15 protein-coding genes and 1 riboswitch are annotated in these 15714 nt (G+C 47.8%); of the genes, 2 read left to right on the top strand and 13 right to left on the bottom strand.

Annotated elements, in window-relative coordinates:
- Nucleotides 1-180: 180 nt before the first annotated feature.
- The 10 genes from nikE to AC5ELV_RS09640 all read right to left on the bottom strand — a co-directional run bounded on the left by nikE (nt 181) and on the right by AC5ELV_RS09640 (nt 10507).
- Entirely contained in the window at nt 181-990 is an 810-nt protein-coding gene (gene nikE / locus AC5ELV_RS09685) for a nickel import ATP-binding protein NikE (protein WP_493430013.1), read from the bottom strand.
- A 38-nt stretch (nt 991-1028) separates the two neighbouring features.
- Nucleotides 1029-1859, bottom strand: a complete 831-nt coding sequence (locus tag AC5ELV_RS09680; RefSeq protein ID WP_493430012.1) for an ABC transporter ATP-binding protein — start codon at nt 1857-1859, stop codon at nt 1029-1031.
- Nucleotides 1860-1879: 20 nt separating this feature from the next.
- Nucleotides 1880-2710 carry a nickel ABC transporter permease subunit NikC gene (gene nikC, locus AC5ELV_RS09675; protein ID WP_493430406.1) on the bottom strand — a complete coding sequence of 277 codons (831 nt, stop codon included), beginning with the start codon at nt 2708-2710 and terminating at the stop codon, nt 1880-1882.
- The gene (gene nikB / locus AC5ELV_RS09670) at nt 2710-3654 is read right to left on the bottom strand and encodes a nickel ABC transporter permease subunit NikB (RefSeq protein WP_493430011.1); all 945 of its coding nucleotides are present in this window, start codon (nt 3652-3654) and stop codon (nt 2710-2712) included. The genes nikC (AC5ELV_RS09675) and nikB (AC5ELV_RS09670) overlap by 1 nt, the downstream gene beginning before the upstream one ends.
- 46 nt (nt 3655-3700) lie before the next feature.
- On the bottom strand, nt 3701-5326 hold the full coding sequence (nikA, locus tag AC5ELV_RS09665) for a nickel ABC transporter substrate-binding protein (RefSeq protein WP_493430010.1): 1626 nt from the start codon (nt 5324-5326) through the stop codon (nt 3701-3703).
- A gap of 135 nt (nt 5327-5461) precedes the next feature.
- Complete coding sequence (locus tag AC5ELV_RS09660) at nt 5462-6238, bottom strand: ABC transporter ATP-binding protein (protein WP_493430009.1); 777 nt, start codon at nt 6236-6238, stop codon at nt 5462-5464.
- Nucleotides 6235-7152 (bottom strand): ATP-binding cassette domain-containing protein, encoded by a 918-nt coding sequence (locus tag AC5ELV_RS09655; protein WP_493430008.1) that lies wholly within the window; start codon nt 7150-7152, stop codon nt 6235-6237. Before AC5ELV_RS09655 ends, AC5ELV_RS09660 begins: the two co-directional genes overlap by 4 nt.
- On the bottom strand, nt 7152-7967 hold the full coding sequence (gene nikC / locus AC5ELV_RS09650) for a nickel transporter permease (protein ID WP_493430007.1): 816 nt from the start codon (nt 7965-7967) through the stop codon (nt 7152-7154). The genes AC5ELV_RS09655 and nikC (AC5ELV_RS09650) overlap by 1 nt, the downstream gene beginning before the upstream one ends.
- 14 nt (nt 7968-7981) lie before the next feature.
- Nucleotides 7982-8911 (bottom strand): nickel ABC transporter permease, encoded by a 930-nt coding sequence (gene nikB / locus AC5ELV_RS09645; RefSeq protein ID WP_493430006.1) that lies wholly within the window; start codon nt 8909-8911, stop codon nt 7982-7984.
- A 15-nt stretch (nt 8912-8926) separates the two neighbouring features.
- Complete coding sequence (locus tag AC5ELV_RS09640; protein ID WP_493430005.1) at nt 8927-10507, bottom strand: ABC transporter substrate-binding protein; 1581 nt, start codon at nt 10505-10507, stop codon at nt 8927-8929.
- Nucleotides 10508-10725: 218 nt separating this feature from the next.
- Nucleotides 10726-10925: riboswitch (cobalamin riboswitch) on the bottom strand.
- 378 nt (nt 10926-11303) lie between these two features.
- Here AC5ELV_RS09640 and AC5ELV_RS09635 point away from each other — a divergent pair.
- A complete protein-coding gene (locus AC5ELV_RS09635) occupies nt 11304-11588 on the top strand; it encodes a hypothetical protein (protein ID WP_493430004.1) in 285 nt (94 codons plus the stop codon).
- Between the two features lie 575 nt (nt 11589-12163).
- A complete protein-coding gene (locus AC5ELV_RS09630; RefSeq protein WP_493430003.1) occupies nt 12164-12847 on the top strand; it encodes a hypothetical protein in 684 nt (227 codons plus the stop codon).
- Nucleotides 12848-13354: 507 nt separating this feature from the next.
- Here AC5ELV_RS09630 and AC5ELV_RS09625 read toward each other — a convergent pair.
- The 3 genes from AC5ELV_RS09625 to AC5ELV_RS09615 form a co-directional block, all read right to left on the bottom strand.
- Nucleotides 13355-13525, bottom strand: coding sequence for a hypothetical protein (locus tag AC5ELV_RS09625; RefSeq protein WP_493430002.1), 171 nt, complete (start codon nt 13523-13525; stop codon nt 13355-13357).
- Nucleotides 13526-13706: 181 nt separating this feature from the next.
- Complete coding sequence (locus tag AC5ELV_RS09620) at nt 13707-15014, bottom strand: nucleobase:cation symporter-2 family protein (RefSeq protein WP_493430001.1); 1308 nt, start codon at nt 15012-15014, stop codon at nt 13707-13709.
- Complete coding sequence (locus AC5ELV_RS09615) at nt 15008-15625, bottom strand: xanthine phosphoribosyltransferase (RefSeq protein WP_322154706.1); 618 nt, start codon at nt 15623-15625, stop codon at nt 15008-15010. Before AC5ELV_RS09615 ends, AC5ELV_RS09620 begins: the two co-directional genes overlap by 7 nt.
- Nucleotides 15626-15714 lie beyond the last annotated feature (89 nt).

The raw sequence follows: 15714 nt of genomic DNA, 5'->3' as shown, positions 1-15714 counted from the left end.
ATCCCCTTTTTAATATCCAAGTAATTTACTATGATTTTTTATTATAACGGGTTATTCAAATAATACAACAAGTAAATTTCATTTCAATTATTTATCTGAGGATTTTGCAAAAATCCCATAAGCGACTTTCAATGAACAAGATATATGTTGCACAAAAAAAGGACCCTTGCGGGTCCACTGTTATCCATGAAGCGAAAAACGCTCTGCTGGATGTTCCGGCAAAATGGACGAGATCAGCCGTCGTACAGCCGGATGAGCAGATTCAAAAATCTGATCCTTCTCATCACAGCGCTCGATCAATCTCCCCTGCTCCATCACAGCAAGGCCATCGCAGACGGCGTATGCCGCCCGAATATCATGCGTAATGAACAGATATGACAATCCAAAAGAAGATTTCAGTTCTCCCAACAGGGATAAAATGTGCATCTGGTGAACCATATCCAGGCTGCTGACGGACTCATCCAGCACGATCAGCTTTGGTTTGAGCGCAATCGCCCGTGCAATGTTGATCCGCTGCAATTGTCCGCCGCTGAATTGATGCGGATATTTAATCCGATCCTCCGGCTTGAGGCCAACCCGTTCCAGCAGACTTTCGACCGTTCTTTTTTGTTCCTGTACCGATAACCGTTCGTAATTGTCCAAAGGCTCCCCAATAATCTGCCCGGCGGTCATTCGGGGGTTTACAGCAGAGTAGCAGTCCTGAAATACGACCTGCATATCCCGTCGCAGTCCCCTGCGGACCTGGGGGCTCGCATTATAAATGTCTTGTCCCTGGAACAGCACCTGACCCTCCTGCGGCTTCTCCAGCCCCAGTATAACCTTGCCCAGCGTGCTTTTACCGGCTCCACTGGTTCCAAGTAAGCCCAGGCAAAACCCACTCTCTATATTAAGCGAAACGTTAGCCAACACAGGGGGGCGTGGTTCAGAGCGACCCAGCCATTTGCGCCTTCCATAGCTATGAGTTACTTTCTTCACTTGTAGCATACGCATTCGCTCCCCTTTTGAAAGTGTAACTATCGAACAGGCGACTAACCACCTACCTGATTCATGCTCCGAATGGACAACTTGGGCCTGACATGCAGCAGCATTTTCGTATATTCATCCTGCGGGTGATCGAACAACTGATGGACCTCAGCCTGCTCAACAATACGACCCTGCTGCATGACAGCCACTTCATCCGCCAATTGGGAAATGACGCCCAGATCATGCGAGATCAGCAAAATGGACGTATTGTATTCCGTACGTAAGCGATCCAGCTCTCTTAGCACCTGTAGCTGATTAACGACATCAAGCGCCGTCGTTGGTTCATCCGCAATAACCACTGCTGGCCGCAGACACATGGAAATGGCGATCATGACCCGTTGCAGCATCCCGCCGCTCAACTGAAACGAATAACGCTTCATCAGCTTGGCTGGATCGGGCAAATTCATATTTTCCAGAGCCGTTATGGCAAGCTCATGGGCCTGTCGTTTGGTTAATCCGGTGTGCGTGCGGACCGTTTCCATAAACTGAGCTCCGATCGTATACACTGGCGTAAAGGCACTCATCGGATTTTGCATAATAAACGCGATTTCCTTGCCCCGAATACGGCGCATCTCCTCGGCCGCCATTCCGTTCAGCTCACGCCCGTTTAGACGGATACTTCCTTCTATATCCATCGTCTGGCGATCCAGCAATTGGAGCAACGCTTTACAAGTCACGGTTTTGCCGCTTCCACTCTCGCCGACAAGACCCAGAACTTGTCCCCTTCTCAGCTCAAAATGAGTTGGCTCCAGCAGAGACACCGTCCCTGCATCGGTTCTGAGCTTCACCTGTAAGCCGCTGACCTCCAGAACATTCGATTTCGCCCTGTCGTCCATCGTTGTAACACACTCCTGTTTTACTGACGTTTGGCAATTCCGTATCGGTCGGACAGCGCCTCCCCCAATATATTGAAGGTCATCACCACCACCAGAATCATGACCCCCGGATAGATCATTAATTCCGGATGACTGCGGATGTATCCCGTTCCCTCATGAATCATCGCTCCCCATTCGGGGGTCGGCGGCTGAATGCCTAGACCAAGGAATGACAACGCGGAAATATCCATGATCGCCCAGCCCATTTCCAGCGTACCAATGACCACAATCGGCCGCAGCACGTTCGGAATAATATGCCGCCGGATAATGGCCCCTGAGGAGGACCCGCTAATCCTTGCGGCAGCTATAAAATTTCGTTCTTTCAGACTGACGACCATATTACGGCACATTCTGGCATAATACACCCACTGCACCATCATCAAGGCAAGCAGCACCTGCATGAGGCCCGGTCCAAAAATACCGACAATGCCCAGCACAAGCACCAAATTCGGAAACGCCATAATACCTTCACAGAACCGCATCAGCACACTATCGACCCAGCCGCCCACATAACCCGCAAGCGACCCGACCACAACGCCGATGCTAAGCGAGGACAGGAAAATTAATGTTGCAAAGCCTAGCGAAATCCGCGCTCCATACAGCAGCCTGGATAAATTGCACCGACCCAAATGATCGGTTCCCAGCCAGTATTCTTTGGAAGGTCCCTCCAGCTTGTGCAGTAAATTGACTTTAACCGGATCATGGGGAGCCAGCCAAGGAGCTAGCGCCATAATGATAAAAAGAGCAGCCAGTACGACAGAGCAGACCACGATTACCTTTTGACCTTTGAACATTGTACGCAACCTTATCATCACTGCTCTGCTCGTCCCTTCGATGAAATTCGGGGGTCCATATACAAATGCACCAGATCAACGAGCAAATTGCATACGATGAACAGGCATGCCGCCAAAAACACATAGCATTGTATGACGGGAATATCCCGGTTAAAAATCGCCTCCACAAAATAACGGCCAAACCCGGGCCATGAAAACACCTGCTCCACAATAATCGTTCCGGTCAGAAGCTTGCCCAGATTCATACCCATACTTGTAATCAGTGGAGCAATGGCAATTTTCAGTACATGCTTGAGCATGATCACCCGCTCACGGATTCCTCTAGTTCTGGCATACTGAACATACGTTTCCTGAAGCTGCTCCAACACACTGGAACGCAGCAGGCGCGTATATAAAGCAATCAGAACCAGCGACAGGGTCAACGTGGGCAGCACCAGATGCTGCCACGTTCCTCGCCCCTCTACAGGGAGCCAATCCAATCGGACAGAGAAAAAGAAGATTAACAAATATCCCAGCCAGAACTGGGGAATAGACGCCCCAAAATATGAAATCCCTCGACTAAGCATGTCGATCCAGCCATTTTTACGCATCGCCGCCAGCACGCCCAGCGGAATACTCACCACAATAGATAGCACCATACTGCTCACAGCCAATTCAAAAGTGGCGGGCAGCCGAACCTTGACCTCATCCCACACCGGCTTGTTGGTCAGATACGAAGTACCAAAGTCCAATTGACTGATTCTTTGTAGTGTATGCATATACTGCGTCAGCAAAGGCTGATCCAGCCCGAACTCATGTCTTTTCTGCTCCAGAATCTCTGGAGTAGGAAAAATATGAGCAGCCGTCAAATAGGCCTCGGCCGGATCAACTGGTGAAATATGAATCAGTGCAAAGGTAACGAGGGTGGCAAAGAGAACAATAGGAATGACCGCTACCATTCGCTTCCCGATATAGCTGATCATGAGTTGTCCTCCTATCCTGTAAACGAACGTTACCTATCGGCTTCAGCTACTTTCCGATTTCAATTCCCTCGAACGGATTTTCATCCCGATTAGCGGGAAATACAAAGTTTGTAATCTTTTTCTGGTACACTGCCGTTTTCTTAATATACGAAATAGGCACAATGGCAGATTGCTCCTGAAGCGTCTTCAGAATCGAAGCATACAGCTCTTGACGCTTGGTTTCATCTGTCGATGAAAGTGCTTCGTGTACCTGCTGATCCAGTTCCTTCTTCATTGGGATAGCGCTCAGCACCTCTGAAACCCCGAAGGTCTTCTTAGCAATGACATTAATAAAGGAATGCGGATCATAAGGCGCACCGTAGTTATACCAGAAGTACAGATCAAACTGGTTGGATCTAAGGCGCTTAACTTGAACCGTCAGCTCCAGTCCGGTCAGGTTTACTTTGACACCCAGTTCTCCCCATTCGGCCTGAATGGTTTCAGCCATCGCCTTTTGGATCGGATCAGTCTTATCAAAAATAAGCTCAAAATCCAGCTGTTGTCCGTCTTTCTCCCGTACTGTACCGCCTGCGGGCAGCTTCCAGCCAGCCTCATCCAGCAACGCTTTGGATTTTTCCACATCATAGCCAACAGGCTGTAAGTCTACATTCGTATACGGATAGTTTTTGGATAAAACCGTATCCGCTTTTTCCTCCAGCCCTGAAGTCACACCTTCCACCATTGCCTGCTTGTTAAAGCCGTGCTGGAGGGCCAGACGCACCCGAAGGTCTGCCAGCTTGGGATTGGACGAGTTGAGCAACAGACTTCTTGTACCGACAGGCTCGGACAGCGTGGTAACATACTGATTCGTGTCGCGAAGCTGTTTGAAAGCATCCAGACTAATGACACCCTCTCCATAAATCAGATCCAAGTCGCCTTTTTCAAAGGCCATTACACGGGTTTCGCCATCGGGAATAATTTTTACCGTAATTTTATCCACCTTTGGTTCAGTGCCCCAATAATTCGGATTACGCTTAAAGGTTGCATACTCATCTTGCTTGTATTCATCCAGCATCCAAGGTCCTGTACCTACAGGTTTCTTGATTCCTTTGGACGTATCTCCATCATCCGGGAACCCGGCTTCACCCAGAAAACGGAACGGACGAACGACAGACAAATCCTGAAACACTGGGTAGTATGGCTCTTTGAGCGTCATTCGGAAGGTGCTGTCATCTACAGCTTCAGTTTTGTCGAGAACGCCTACTATACCAAGCCAGCTGTGCGTTTTCTCATTTTTCATAATAGCGTCAAAGTTCTTTTTGACAATGGCCGCATTAAATAGCGTTCCATCCGAAAATTTCACACCTTTGCGCAGCTTAAACGTATATATTTTTCCGTCCTTGGAAATAGTCCAGGATTCAGCCAAAGCAGGCTCCAGCTTGCCTCCTTGCTTGTAGCTGACTAACGGCTCATAAACCATGGATTGTGCAAAAAGTTGGGAAGGATTGTATACATGAGGATTCATCGTGCCAATGTCACGCGGCCACGATAGCGTGATCGACTTTTCATTGGCAGCTCCGTCAGTAGAGGTGGAAGCAGGTGTGTTCTCCTGCTTTGCGCAGCCCAAAACAACGGATAATAAGAGGAGCGCCACCAACATAAGGGTGGCAGTCTTGCGGTGTCGAACGGACATCAATGTATTTCCCCTTTTCTATATATGTGATAATGATTATCATAATCATATTTAGAATAGGTATCACGTTCTATTTTGTCAACACTATTCGACAAGCAACCCTCTTATTTCTTTTAAATTTGTTAAGTTTATGGCTTAATTCGCCAACGTTTGAAACAGAGTACGCGTGTACTCATGCTGTAACAAGTCTTCATCCCATTCCTTAAATATTTCCACGATCTCCCCCTGAACCATGACGGCAACGCGGTCACAAAACTGACGAGTAGATTGGAGATCGTGAGTGATGAATAGGTAGGACAACTGACGTTCCTGCTGCATTCTCTTAAGCATGCCCAGCACGGAAAACTGCGTTGTCGTATCCAGATTGGCGATCGATTCATCGAACAAAATAATATCCGGCTCCACTGCCAACGCTCTGGCAATACATACCCGCTGCTTTTGCCCGCCACTCAGCTGCGCTGGGTATTTTTCCAGACATTCCGTGTCCAGCCCCACCGATTCCAGTAAAGACTGGCAAATATCCAGTGCTTGCGCTTTTCGTCCAGGAAAATAATTGTGGATTGGCTCCTCCAAAATATCTCGTATGGTCATGCGAGGATGGAGCGAGGAAGACGAATCCTGTGCAACCAGTTGGATTCGTTTGTACAGATGGATATCCTTCATCCTTCCGGTGTGAATGGGCTGATGATCCAGCCAAATCTCCCCCGAGGTCAACGACTCCAGCCCTAGAATACATTGTGCCAGCGTGCTTTTGCCACTTCCACTTTCTCCAACCAGTCCGAGACATTCGCCCTGTCGTAGCTCCAGATTCACCTTCTTCACGGCCTGTTCGCTATCTTGCGTGCTGAACCAACCTTTTCTCCGTTTGCGGACAGGGTATGCTTTGGTCACATTCTTCAATTCCAGCATCACTGGTGCATCCTTCCTCCCGGGCTCATCTCCAACACTCGATCTGCTATACGGCTCATACCCTGGCGATCATGTGAAATCAACAATATGGTGAGATCAAAGTCTTCTCTCAACTGTTGCAGCAATGCCAAAACCTTGTCGCGGTTGATCACATCCAACGCCGTAGTAGGCTCGTCGGCAATAAAAAGGCTCGGACCGGAGCTTAACATTGCAGCCAGCAGCACCCTTTGACACATGCCTCCGCTTAGTTCAAAAGGATATGACGACAAAATATGCTCAGGATCTGCAAACCCAACCTTGCGGAGCAGAGAACGCAAATAGGCCTCCCGCACTGGATTAGCGCCTCCTCTGACTATCTCCGTGGCACGGCTCAGCATCTGCCGCATCCGTGGCAGCACGCCCAGCGGGTGGACTTGCTGCGGTGCAGTGTGGGATGCGACAGCATCAGCGTGCTCCGGCTCCATTTGGTCGTGCGGCATCCGACGCCGCCCGTGCAGTCTAAGCGTGTCCATCAGCTGGGCGCGGACCGTCCGGATCGGATTCAACCCGCTCAGCGATTGTTGAATGAGCAGGGCAATATCCTCTCGGCGCAGCCTTTGCCAGCGCCGTTCCTGGAACGGGAGAATGTCTTCCCCGTTATAGTAGATATGCCCTTGCGTAACACTAATACCTGGCTCCAGCATGCCTGCGATTGCGTGTGCGGTCAGGCTCTTGCCGCATCCGCTTGGTCCGGTCAGGGCCACAATCTCCCCTGAATATATGGAAAAGCTCACATCACGCAGCAGCGGTTTGCTTCCGCTTTCGCTTACTCCTACGCCTGTGCGGCAGATTTCCAAATGTTCCACGTGTAACAACGGTTTTCGCCCTGACACTTGTTCTATCGTATCCTTGCACCCAAGGGCTGTTTGATCCTCCACTATTTGGCCGCCCCCTTTTCCGAAAAACGGTCGCCCAAAAGCTGGCAGGCAAGTACGAATAGCATAATCGCCAAACCCGGGTAGATCATGACATGCGGTGCCACCTGAAAATACGAGGTTGCATCATGCAGCATCACGCCCCACTCTGGCTTGGGCGGCTGTACACCCAGTCCAAGAAAGGACAGCCCAGCGATCATCAGCACCACGCGTCCGATATCCCATACCGCATAAACCAACAACTGCGGCAACGCTTGTGGCAATACGTAACGGCTCAGTATACGTACGTGTGAATTGCCGGATAAACGGGCATACCGAACGTAGTCCTCCTGACAAGCTTTTTGAACCAGACTACGGATATACCGGACATAGCCCGCCCACCGTACCGCAATAATCGCCAGGGTCATGTTAACAAAACCCGGGCCCAAAATGCCCACAATCGCCACCGTTAAAATAATATCAGGAAAAGCCAGTACGCCGTCGATTCCCCGCATGATCACCTGATCTACACGTCCGCGCACATAACCAATGAGCAACCCTATAGGCAGACTGAAGCACAGCGTAGCTACAGTAATCGCACATGCGATTAGCACGCTCGTCCGAATTCCGTAAATTAGCCGTGACAGCACATCCCGGCCCAGATGATCCGTACCGAAAGGATATTTCCGACTGGGTGGTGCCAGACGGTTCAAAAGATCCACTTGAAGAGGATCATGAGGAGCGACCCATGGAGCCAATAACCCAAGCAGTACGATCAGGCCAAACAGTACGCCTCCTGCCAGCAGGCTCCCTTGAAAGGAAAGCCGTATCTTTTTCATTTTCAGCTTCCCCCTTAACGCAAACGCAGCCTCGGGTCTATCGCCGTCTGGACCACATCCACCAAACACTGAACTCCTACAATTAAAAATACGGCGAAAATAACATACCCCTGAATCACCGGATAATCTCGCTGTGTAATCGCATCTATAAAATACTTGCCCAACCCCGGCCATGAAAAAATGGTCTCTACGATGACATTACCTGCCAGCATAAATGATAGATTGGTACCTAGCAGTGTAATCATAGGCAGAACCGCATGCTTAAATATCTCAAAAAACAGGATATGCATACGGGAAAAGCCTCGAGCCTTCGCTGCTTTCACAAAATTCCGGTCGCCCAGCTCCAGCATTTGAGCGCGCAGTACACGGGCTTGCACAGCTCCCAAACCTGCGCCAAGAGTCAGCGCTGGGAGCACTAGATGTGTCCAGTCCTCCCTTCCCATGGATGGGAGCCAGCCCAAGCGAACGGAGAATAGATAGATTAACAGAAAGCCAAGCCAAAATGAGGGGATCGACGATCCCAGCAGGGCGAACAGCCTGCCCAGACGATCCAGTGGACCGCTAACTTTTAGCGAGGCAGCCAGCCCCATCCCCAGCGTGATCACCGTCATGACAGCAAAGCCCGCAGCAGCTAGCTCCACAGTAGCAGGCAGTCTGTTCCACAGTTCGGCTAGCACCGACTCCTTGGATACATACGAGGTGCCCCAATGCCCCGTGAACACATCACGCAGCCAGTTCACATATTGAATATGAAGCGGCTCGTTTAAGCCCAGTTCCTGCCGTAGCGTCGTCAACGCCTCCTCAGAGGCAGGGACATTATGCGCGGTGAGCAAAATGGTAGCAGGGTCACCAGGAGCGAGCCGCATCAGTACAAAAGTCAGCGTGGATACAACAAATACAATGATGAGCAGCTGCGCCACACGTTCCAGTATAAAACGAATCATAGGATACGCCGCTCGTTATTCCGCAATATCGGATTGCGCCGTAATGTAATAATACTCAATCGGATGCGGTGTAAAACCCTCCACCCCTTTTTTCACGCCAAACACATTGTCAGGATGCACAATGAACGACTGTGGCAAATCCGTATTGATGATATCCAGCGCTTGTAGTGTCACGGCATTACGCTGCGCTGTATCCTTCGCCAACTTCAAGCTGTTCAGAATACTCTCCAGCGGTTTGGAACTATAACGGCTTACATTGGCTTCACTTTTCGAAGAATAAAACATGTCCATAAAATACTGCGGCTCTCCTGTATGAGCAGTAAGCATACTGTACATAGCAAAATCCCAATCGTTTTTGGTCAACGCCTCGTCGATATTTTCCACCTTGCGAATTTTGACCTGGATTCCCTCTTTCAGCAATTGGCTTTGGATGACCTCAGCCATAACGGAGAGCTCCGGACGCTGAGGGAAAGTCAGCAGCGTAACCTCAAACGGCTTGCCTTGCTTAGTCCATGTCCCTTGGGCGTCCTTCTGCCAGCCATCCTTCGTTAACAACTGCTCCGCCGTTCCGTCCAGCGCTTTACGCTCAACTTTACCGAAGGGAAGAATGCTCGGGAACGGACTGCTTGCTTCCGTACCAAAGCCCCTCATGACGGCGCTCACAATCGATGTGCGTGGAATCAGGCTGTCCACCACCTTACGGTTCGCCGCATCCTTGAATACTGGCGATTCCATATTGTACACGATCATATGAGTGCGCAAGGACGGAGCCGACAGTACTTGTAGCTTGTCGTTCTTTTTCAGTACCTCTGCGTTATCAACCGGAATATCTGTCGCTACGTCCACCTCGCCGGATTGCAGCGCCATCAGGCGCGAATTCCCATCCGTAATGAACTTCATCGTCGCTTCAGCCAGTCGTGCCTTCTCGCCCCAGTATCCGTCATAACGCTCTACGACCAACGATTGGTCCTTGTTGAATGCTTTAATTTTAAAAGCGCCTGTCATCGCTGGGTAACTCTGCTCATCTTTCATCGATGCCACATCCAGTACAATCGTAGATGGATCAGCTAGATTGGACACCAACGCCGCATTCGGCTGGTTTGTCGTGATCTTCAAGGCCAGCGGGCCGCTTACATCAATGGACTTCACATTCAGTAAATCCTTCGCCAGATGGCTTTTCTCGATAGAGCGTAGCAAAGACGCTTTTACACTTGCTGCATCCATACTCTTTCCATCATGAAAAGTGACTTTATCCTGCAAGCTGAACGTCCAAACTGTAGGACTATCCTGCTTCCACTCCTTTGCCAGCCAAGCCACAGGCTCCAGCTTTTCATTCAAACGTACCAGTGTCTCACCTGCACCGGAACGCATCACATCCCAGCTATTATCTCCGTGCGGGTCAACGCCTGACGGTTTCCACGTATACGCCATTACCAGCTTTTTATCTGTCGCTGTTTGTTGTGCTGACGCGTTCTCACCCTTGTCGGAGCTATCCGACGTCTTATTGCTGGCACATCCCGAAAGAGCCATAACTGCCAGCAACAGCATCACCCCTGCACATACGAACCATGAACGCCTACTACGATTACTTATCATTTCATGAGTCCCCCTCTATCTTGTAAAAACATATAAACCTAACGCAAAACGCCAAAAAAAGCATTCCAGACCACATGATCAGCAGTCAGAAATGCTTTCATTATAAAATGTCAAAACTCACCTCAAAGCCAACTCTAATAATATAGAAAGGATCAGATCGGTTTCAGACATTCCGTATGCAGCACGCCTAACCACCTCCCCAGCATCCCGTGGGTCTGACAGTGATGTCAAAACAGGCAGGTCTCCTGACTCCAGGCGATCTTTCAGGCCTTCCCGGTTCTTCACAGTTCCAGTGGCTGTTCTGAAAGCTCCAGCAGTATTCTGCTGATGCCTGTATACAGTGGCGGGCCCGTGTCGGAATCTACCGAACTTCCCTTTTAAGTGAACACGCTCAACAACCATCTACAGGGTCTCAACAAAACCCCGTACATAGAGTCATCCGGCTCACACCTGTTTTCTTCCTTTATTTCTTATCATTAGGATTTACGATTATCTTATTTTGTTGTCACAAGCTTGTCAATAAATGCTGCACAATATTTTAAATTTGAACGATACGGCGAGAAATAAAGGTGATGGCTATTCATTGCGTGCACGAAATGACGGGCATTCCGTCTCCCTCATGATGTCCGAAAACTGTACCAGACTACTTAATGAATCTAAAAGAGAAGCATAAACGAAGATTTAGCAGCGAGATTGCAGATCAATTTGTACAAGCTATTAAAAAAGATACATTATTCCAAAGGTCTGAAAAAGCAGTTGGTTATTCCTTCTCCAAAAAATTGAGGAAGAAAAAAATTTGAAAAGCGACAAAACCAAAGAGTTGATCGGCAAATTAGTGAGCAAACCTTGTGGAATTTCTATTATAAGGGTAACAGCATTGGGAGCAGCTACCAAACAAAAGAAATATATTGTTGATTCTTCTCAGACAGCCTTTGAGACAAATTTAACTATTAGAGAATTTACCCGTAAAACATTCCTTAGTGATTTAGAGAATGAGTTTGAAAAGCTCCCGGTGATTAACCGGGGGCTTAATTTGTTAACTGACCATTTCCTTTACAAGCCATGTCAGCGTGCCGTTTAGGTGCCTAGAAGTCAAGTCATTTTTTAGCTAGTAAGTGAGTGAAGCGAGGGATCTTGCAGGTTGTTCACAGCGTCGTACTGTAAACCAGGACGAAGCGACGGCTTGCTTTTACGCTCGAAAAGTTGCGGAGCTAAAGAGTTTTGTACGAACAACCAAACGGGGAGGCACTTGCTATTGAATCGTCAGTTAATAAAAGGACGGTTGCGATCAATACGGCTCTCTTCTATCTTATTTTAAATTTTATCCATTAAAGAAAATTATTTACAAACATAAAATTTACAGGTAATATTTATTTATTCCTTCTTATGGATAAAAAAACAATTGTATACACGACTCCAGAGAGGAGACTTAATAGAAATGAGGTTGATAATGTTCTGAAAATAAAAGTAGATGCGGACACTGTGTAAAGTTGCAATGAGCCGTTAAGCGAAGAAGTTGTCGTCGTTGGTCCTTGAATAAAGGAATAATATATTCCTACCAAAAAACCGTAAGACAAATACTTAAACAGATTTTTTTCAAATTTACTCATTTCTTAGCCCCCAATAATATTTTTCGAAGAGGAGAATTTTAATACTATGAAACCATTCAAAGTCATGACTAAAACAGCAATGATTGCAGCATTGACAGCAATATTATTACCATATGGAGCCATTGCTTCTGCAAATGATGCGCCGAATCCATTGTCATCGACGATACAATCAGAAACCGGAAAATGGGAACCGACAGATGAAATAAAGGCCAAGGAAGGACAAGTCTACAAATATATCGATCCTAGTAGTGTTAACGATGATGTTTATTACTATTATGTCAATTACGACAATTTAAATCAAGAAAAAGGTAATAATGATAGAATTAGTACCCAATCCATTGGGGTGACTCCTATTGTTAAAACCCATGAAAATCTAGGTTATTGGGTTGATACAAACAATGCAATTCGTGTAAGTACATATACTGGGCCTGCTGCTGCAAAAATTACAGTGAAAACTAATATTAAAGTGAAAGCGGAAGGAGCAATAACAGGTGGTGTTAAAGCTATAGAAGGCACATTGGGTTTTGGTATAGAAGCTGATATTGGCCTAGATGATGAATATTCAATCAATGTTCCTAAAGGAGAAAGATGGGTCATTAGTGCTTTTCCACGATATGAAAAACATAGATTAGGAATGTATTGGCCAGCTCCATTCATAGGTGATCCTTTCATAGGTTATGTGAGAGTAGACAAACCTGTGGGAATTGCTTTCAGAGTAGAAAAGCACTAATCATATCAAATAAATTGAAATAAAAAGAGAGGCCGTTGCAACCAACACGGCTTCTTTTTATAGCGGAAAGTAGCGGGACTCTCGCGAGTCTACTCAGTTACTTTGGACTGGAGCTGTGGCGTCCGAACGATCTATTGCGTTCAAAGGACTTTATATCATACCTAGACAGGGTTACACGAAAGAATGTCAAATAGAGCGGGCAAGTAAAAGAATGATGAAACAGGATTGTAATTCGTCGTGACGGACAATTAAATACTTGGTACTACGGGCTTTTTATTGACAAGCACGGAGGGTGATGAAATTAACAAGACAGCGAAATTTGAGGATTGGAAGACCAGACATATGCACTCACAAAACTCTGGGTTTTGGAATTTAATTTTGTATGGAATCTTACTGTATCAGCATAGGGAGGCATTCACTTTATCTATCTGCTAACGCATACGGTTCGAATAATCTTCCGTGATTTTTGCTAGGATAAAAAACCAACACGTTTCCAAAGAATATTTTCTATCGTCCACGACTTTCACGTCCGATAATCATAATTCTGGCCCCCTGCTTTAGCTTGTCCAAATCCAGGAAATAGAGCAGCCTCCTTGTTGACGATCCGCGACTGTTGCACACCTGCTTACGCTGGCTGCGAACCAATGTAAGCAGCTTCGTTAGGTTATAGCTGTCCAACTCCAAACTCCATCAATTCGGGTGTGCTGCGCCTTGCTCCGGCCAGCCTGACGCCTGCCGTAATAGATACCAGTTTGCACAGCCTATCTTCTCTGCTCATCTTCCCTGGATAACTCCATGCCAAAAAGCCGGAAAAGAGGCATACGCCCTCTTTCCGGCTATCTTTATTTATACCTAATGATCAAACCTTCTGTGGAACCTCCTGAACCGTCACGCTTTTGGCCGATTCCCCTTGTTTTCTTGTCAAAACGATGTTCAAGACAATCGCTGTAATCGAGCCCGAAACGATACCATTCTGCAACAGCATTTTGGCAAAGCTCGGCAGCTGGTCGAACATTTGTGGCAGAACGGCAGAGCCTAGGCCCACGGCAATACTGCATGCTGCGATCAGCAAATTGCTTTCCTTCCGTAGATCCACTTCTGACAAAATAGACATGCCTGATGCAGCAACCGAGCCGAACATGACGATCATCGCCCCGCCCAGCACAGCGTTAGGAATCACTGTCGTTAAGGCAGCCAGCTTAGGCAGCAAACCGAGAACAACCATGATACCGCCCGCAGCAAAAATAACGTTCCGCGATTTGACGCGTGTGAGTGAGATCAGACCCACATTTTGCGAGAAAGCTGTATAAGGAAACGCATTAAAAATACCCCCAAGCATAATCGCAAGTCCTTCGGAACGCAGGCCATTGACGATCTGCTTCTGCTCCACCTTCTGATCAATTGCCTTGCCTACTGCCAGATAAACGCCCGTAGACTCGACCATGCTGACAATATTGACAATAATCATCGTACATACCGCCATAATGCTAAACTCTGGCTTACCAAAATAAAATGGCTGTGCAACACTCACCCATGAGGCCTCCGCCACAGGAGCAAAATGTACCATTCCCATCGCATAAGCGACTACCGTGCCCGCGAACAGACCGATGAGCACGGAAATCGAGCGCATAAAGCCCTTTGCTAACCGATTCACAAGCAAAATAACCAGCAAAGTAACTAACGCCAACAGCAAATTGCGTGGCTGTCCAAAGTCCGAACTGCCCTGGCCCCCTGCTACATTGTTCATCGCCACCGGAATAAGAGATAGGCCGATAATCGTAACGACCGAACCCGTAACGACCGTCGGGAAAAAGCGTAGCAGCTTACCATACAACGGTGCTGCTAACACCACGAATATACCGGACAAAATAATAGCACCATACGCTGTCGCTAAATTTGAGGTCGAAGCAATCGCGATGATAGGCCCTACTGCCGTAAACGTGCAGCCTAAAATGACAGGCAGTCGACTACCGAAAAAGCGTGTGCCCATAATCTGTAATAACGTAGCAATCCCGCAAGTGAACAGATCGGCAGCCACCAAATAAGCCATCTGGGCTGGGGTCAGGTGCAATGCTCCCCCTACAATTAGAGGTACAGCAATGGCTCCAGCGTACATCGCCATGACATGCTGGAAGCCCAGCGCGAATAACTTTTGTTTACTTAACATCCCACATTCTCCTTAACGGGAGGAATTACCGCGCCAGCTTCCTCTATAAAATGAACCTCGCCTGGTGCCATGGAAGCGATACGCGCAAGAGAGCGCACAGCAATGCCTCTTTGCTCCAACAATCCACGGCCTTCCTGGAAGCTCTTCTCAATCACACAGCCAACCCCGGCCAGCTCCGCACCTGCTTCCTTCACGATATCCGTAAGTCCGACCAAGGCTGCGCCAGTAGCCAGAAAATCATCTACAATCAGCACATGGTCGCTGGCATCGAGATATTTTTGAGAAATACTCACCTGATAGGTTTCCTGCCGAGTGAATGAATGAACCTCTGCGAAGTATACCTGCTCATTCTGCGTGATTGCCTTCTTTTTCTTCGCATAAATGAACGGGACCCCCAAGGCAATGGCTGTTGCCATAGCAAATTGGATACCACTAGCTTCAATGGTAAGCACCTTGGTGATCGGGGCACTGCCGAAAAGGCGTGCGAATTCCTTGCCAATCTCCAATGCTAATGCTGTATCTACCTGATGATTCAAAAATGAATCTACCTTTAATACAGTATCAGACAAAATCTGTCCCTCTTGACGAATACGTTCCTCCAAAACTCTCATTATGCGAGTATCGCTCCTTCTGTACTTTAAAATGTATAAAAACTGCCAAAACCAAAAAAGGACAGGCTCCCTTGAGTTGTTTCTCAAGT

It is taken from the genome of Paenibacillus sp. NMA1017 (genome assembly GCF_058895805.1).
Note: the sequence above shows the minus strand (reverse complement) of the source record. Positions and strands in the feature narration are given on the sequence as shown.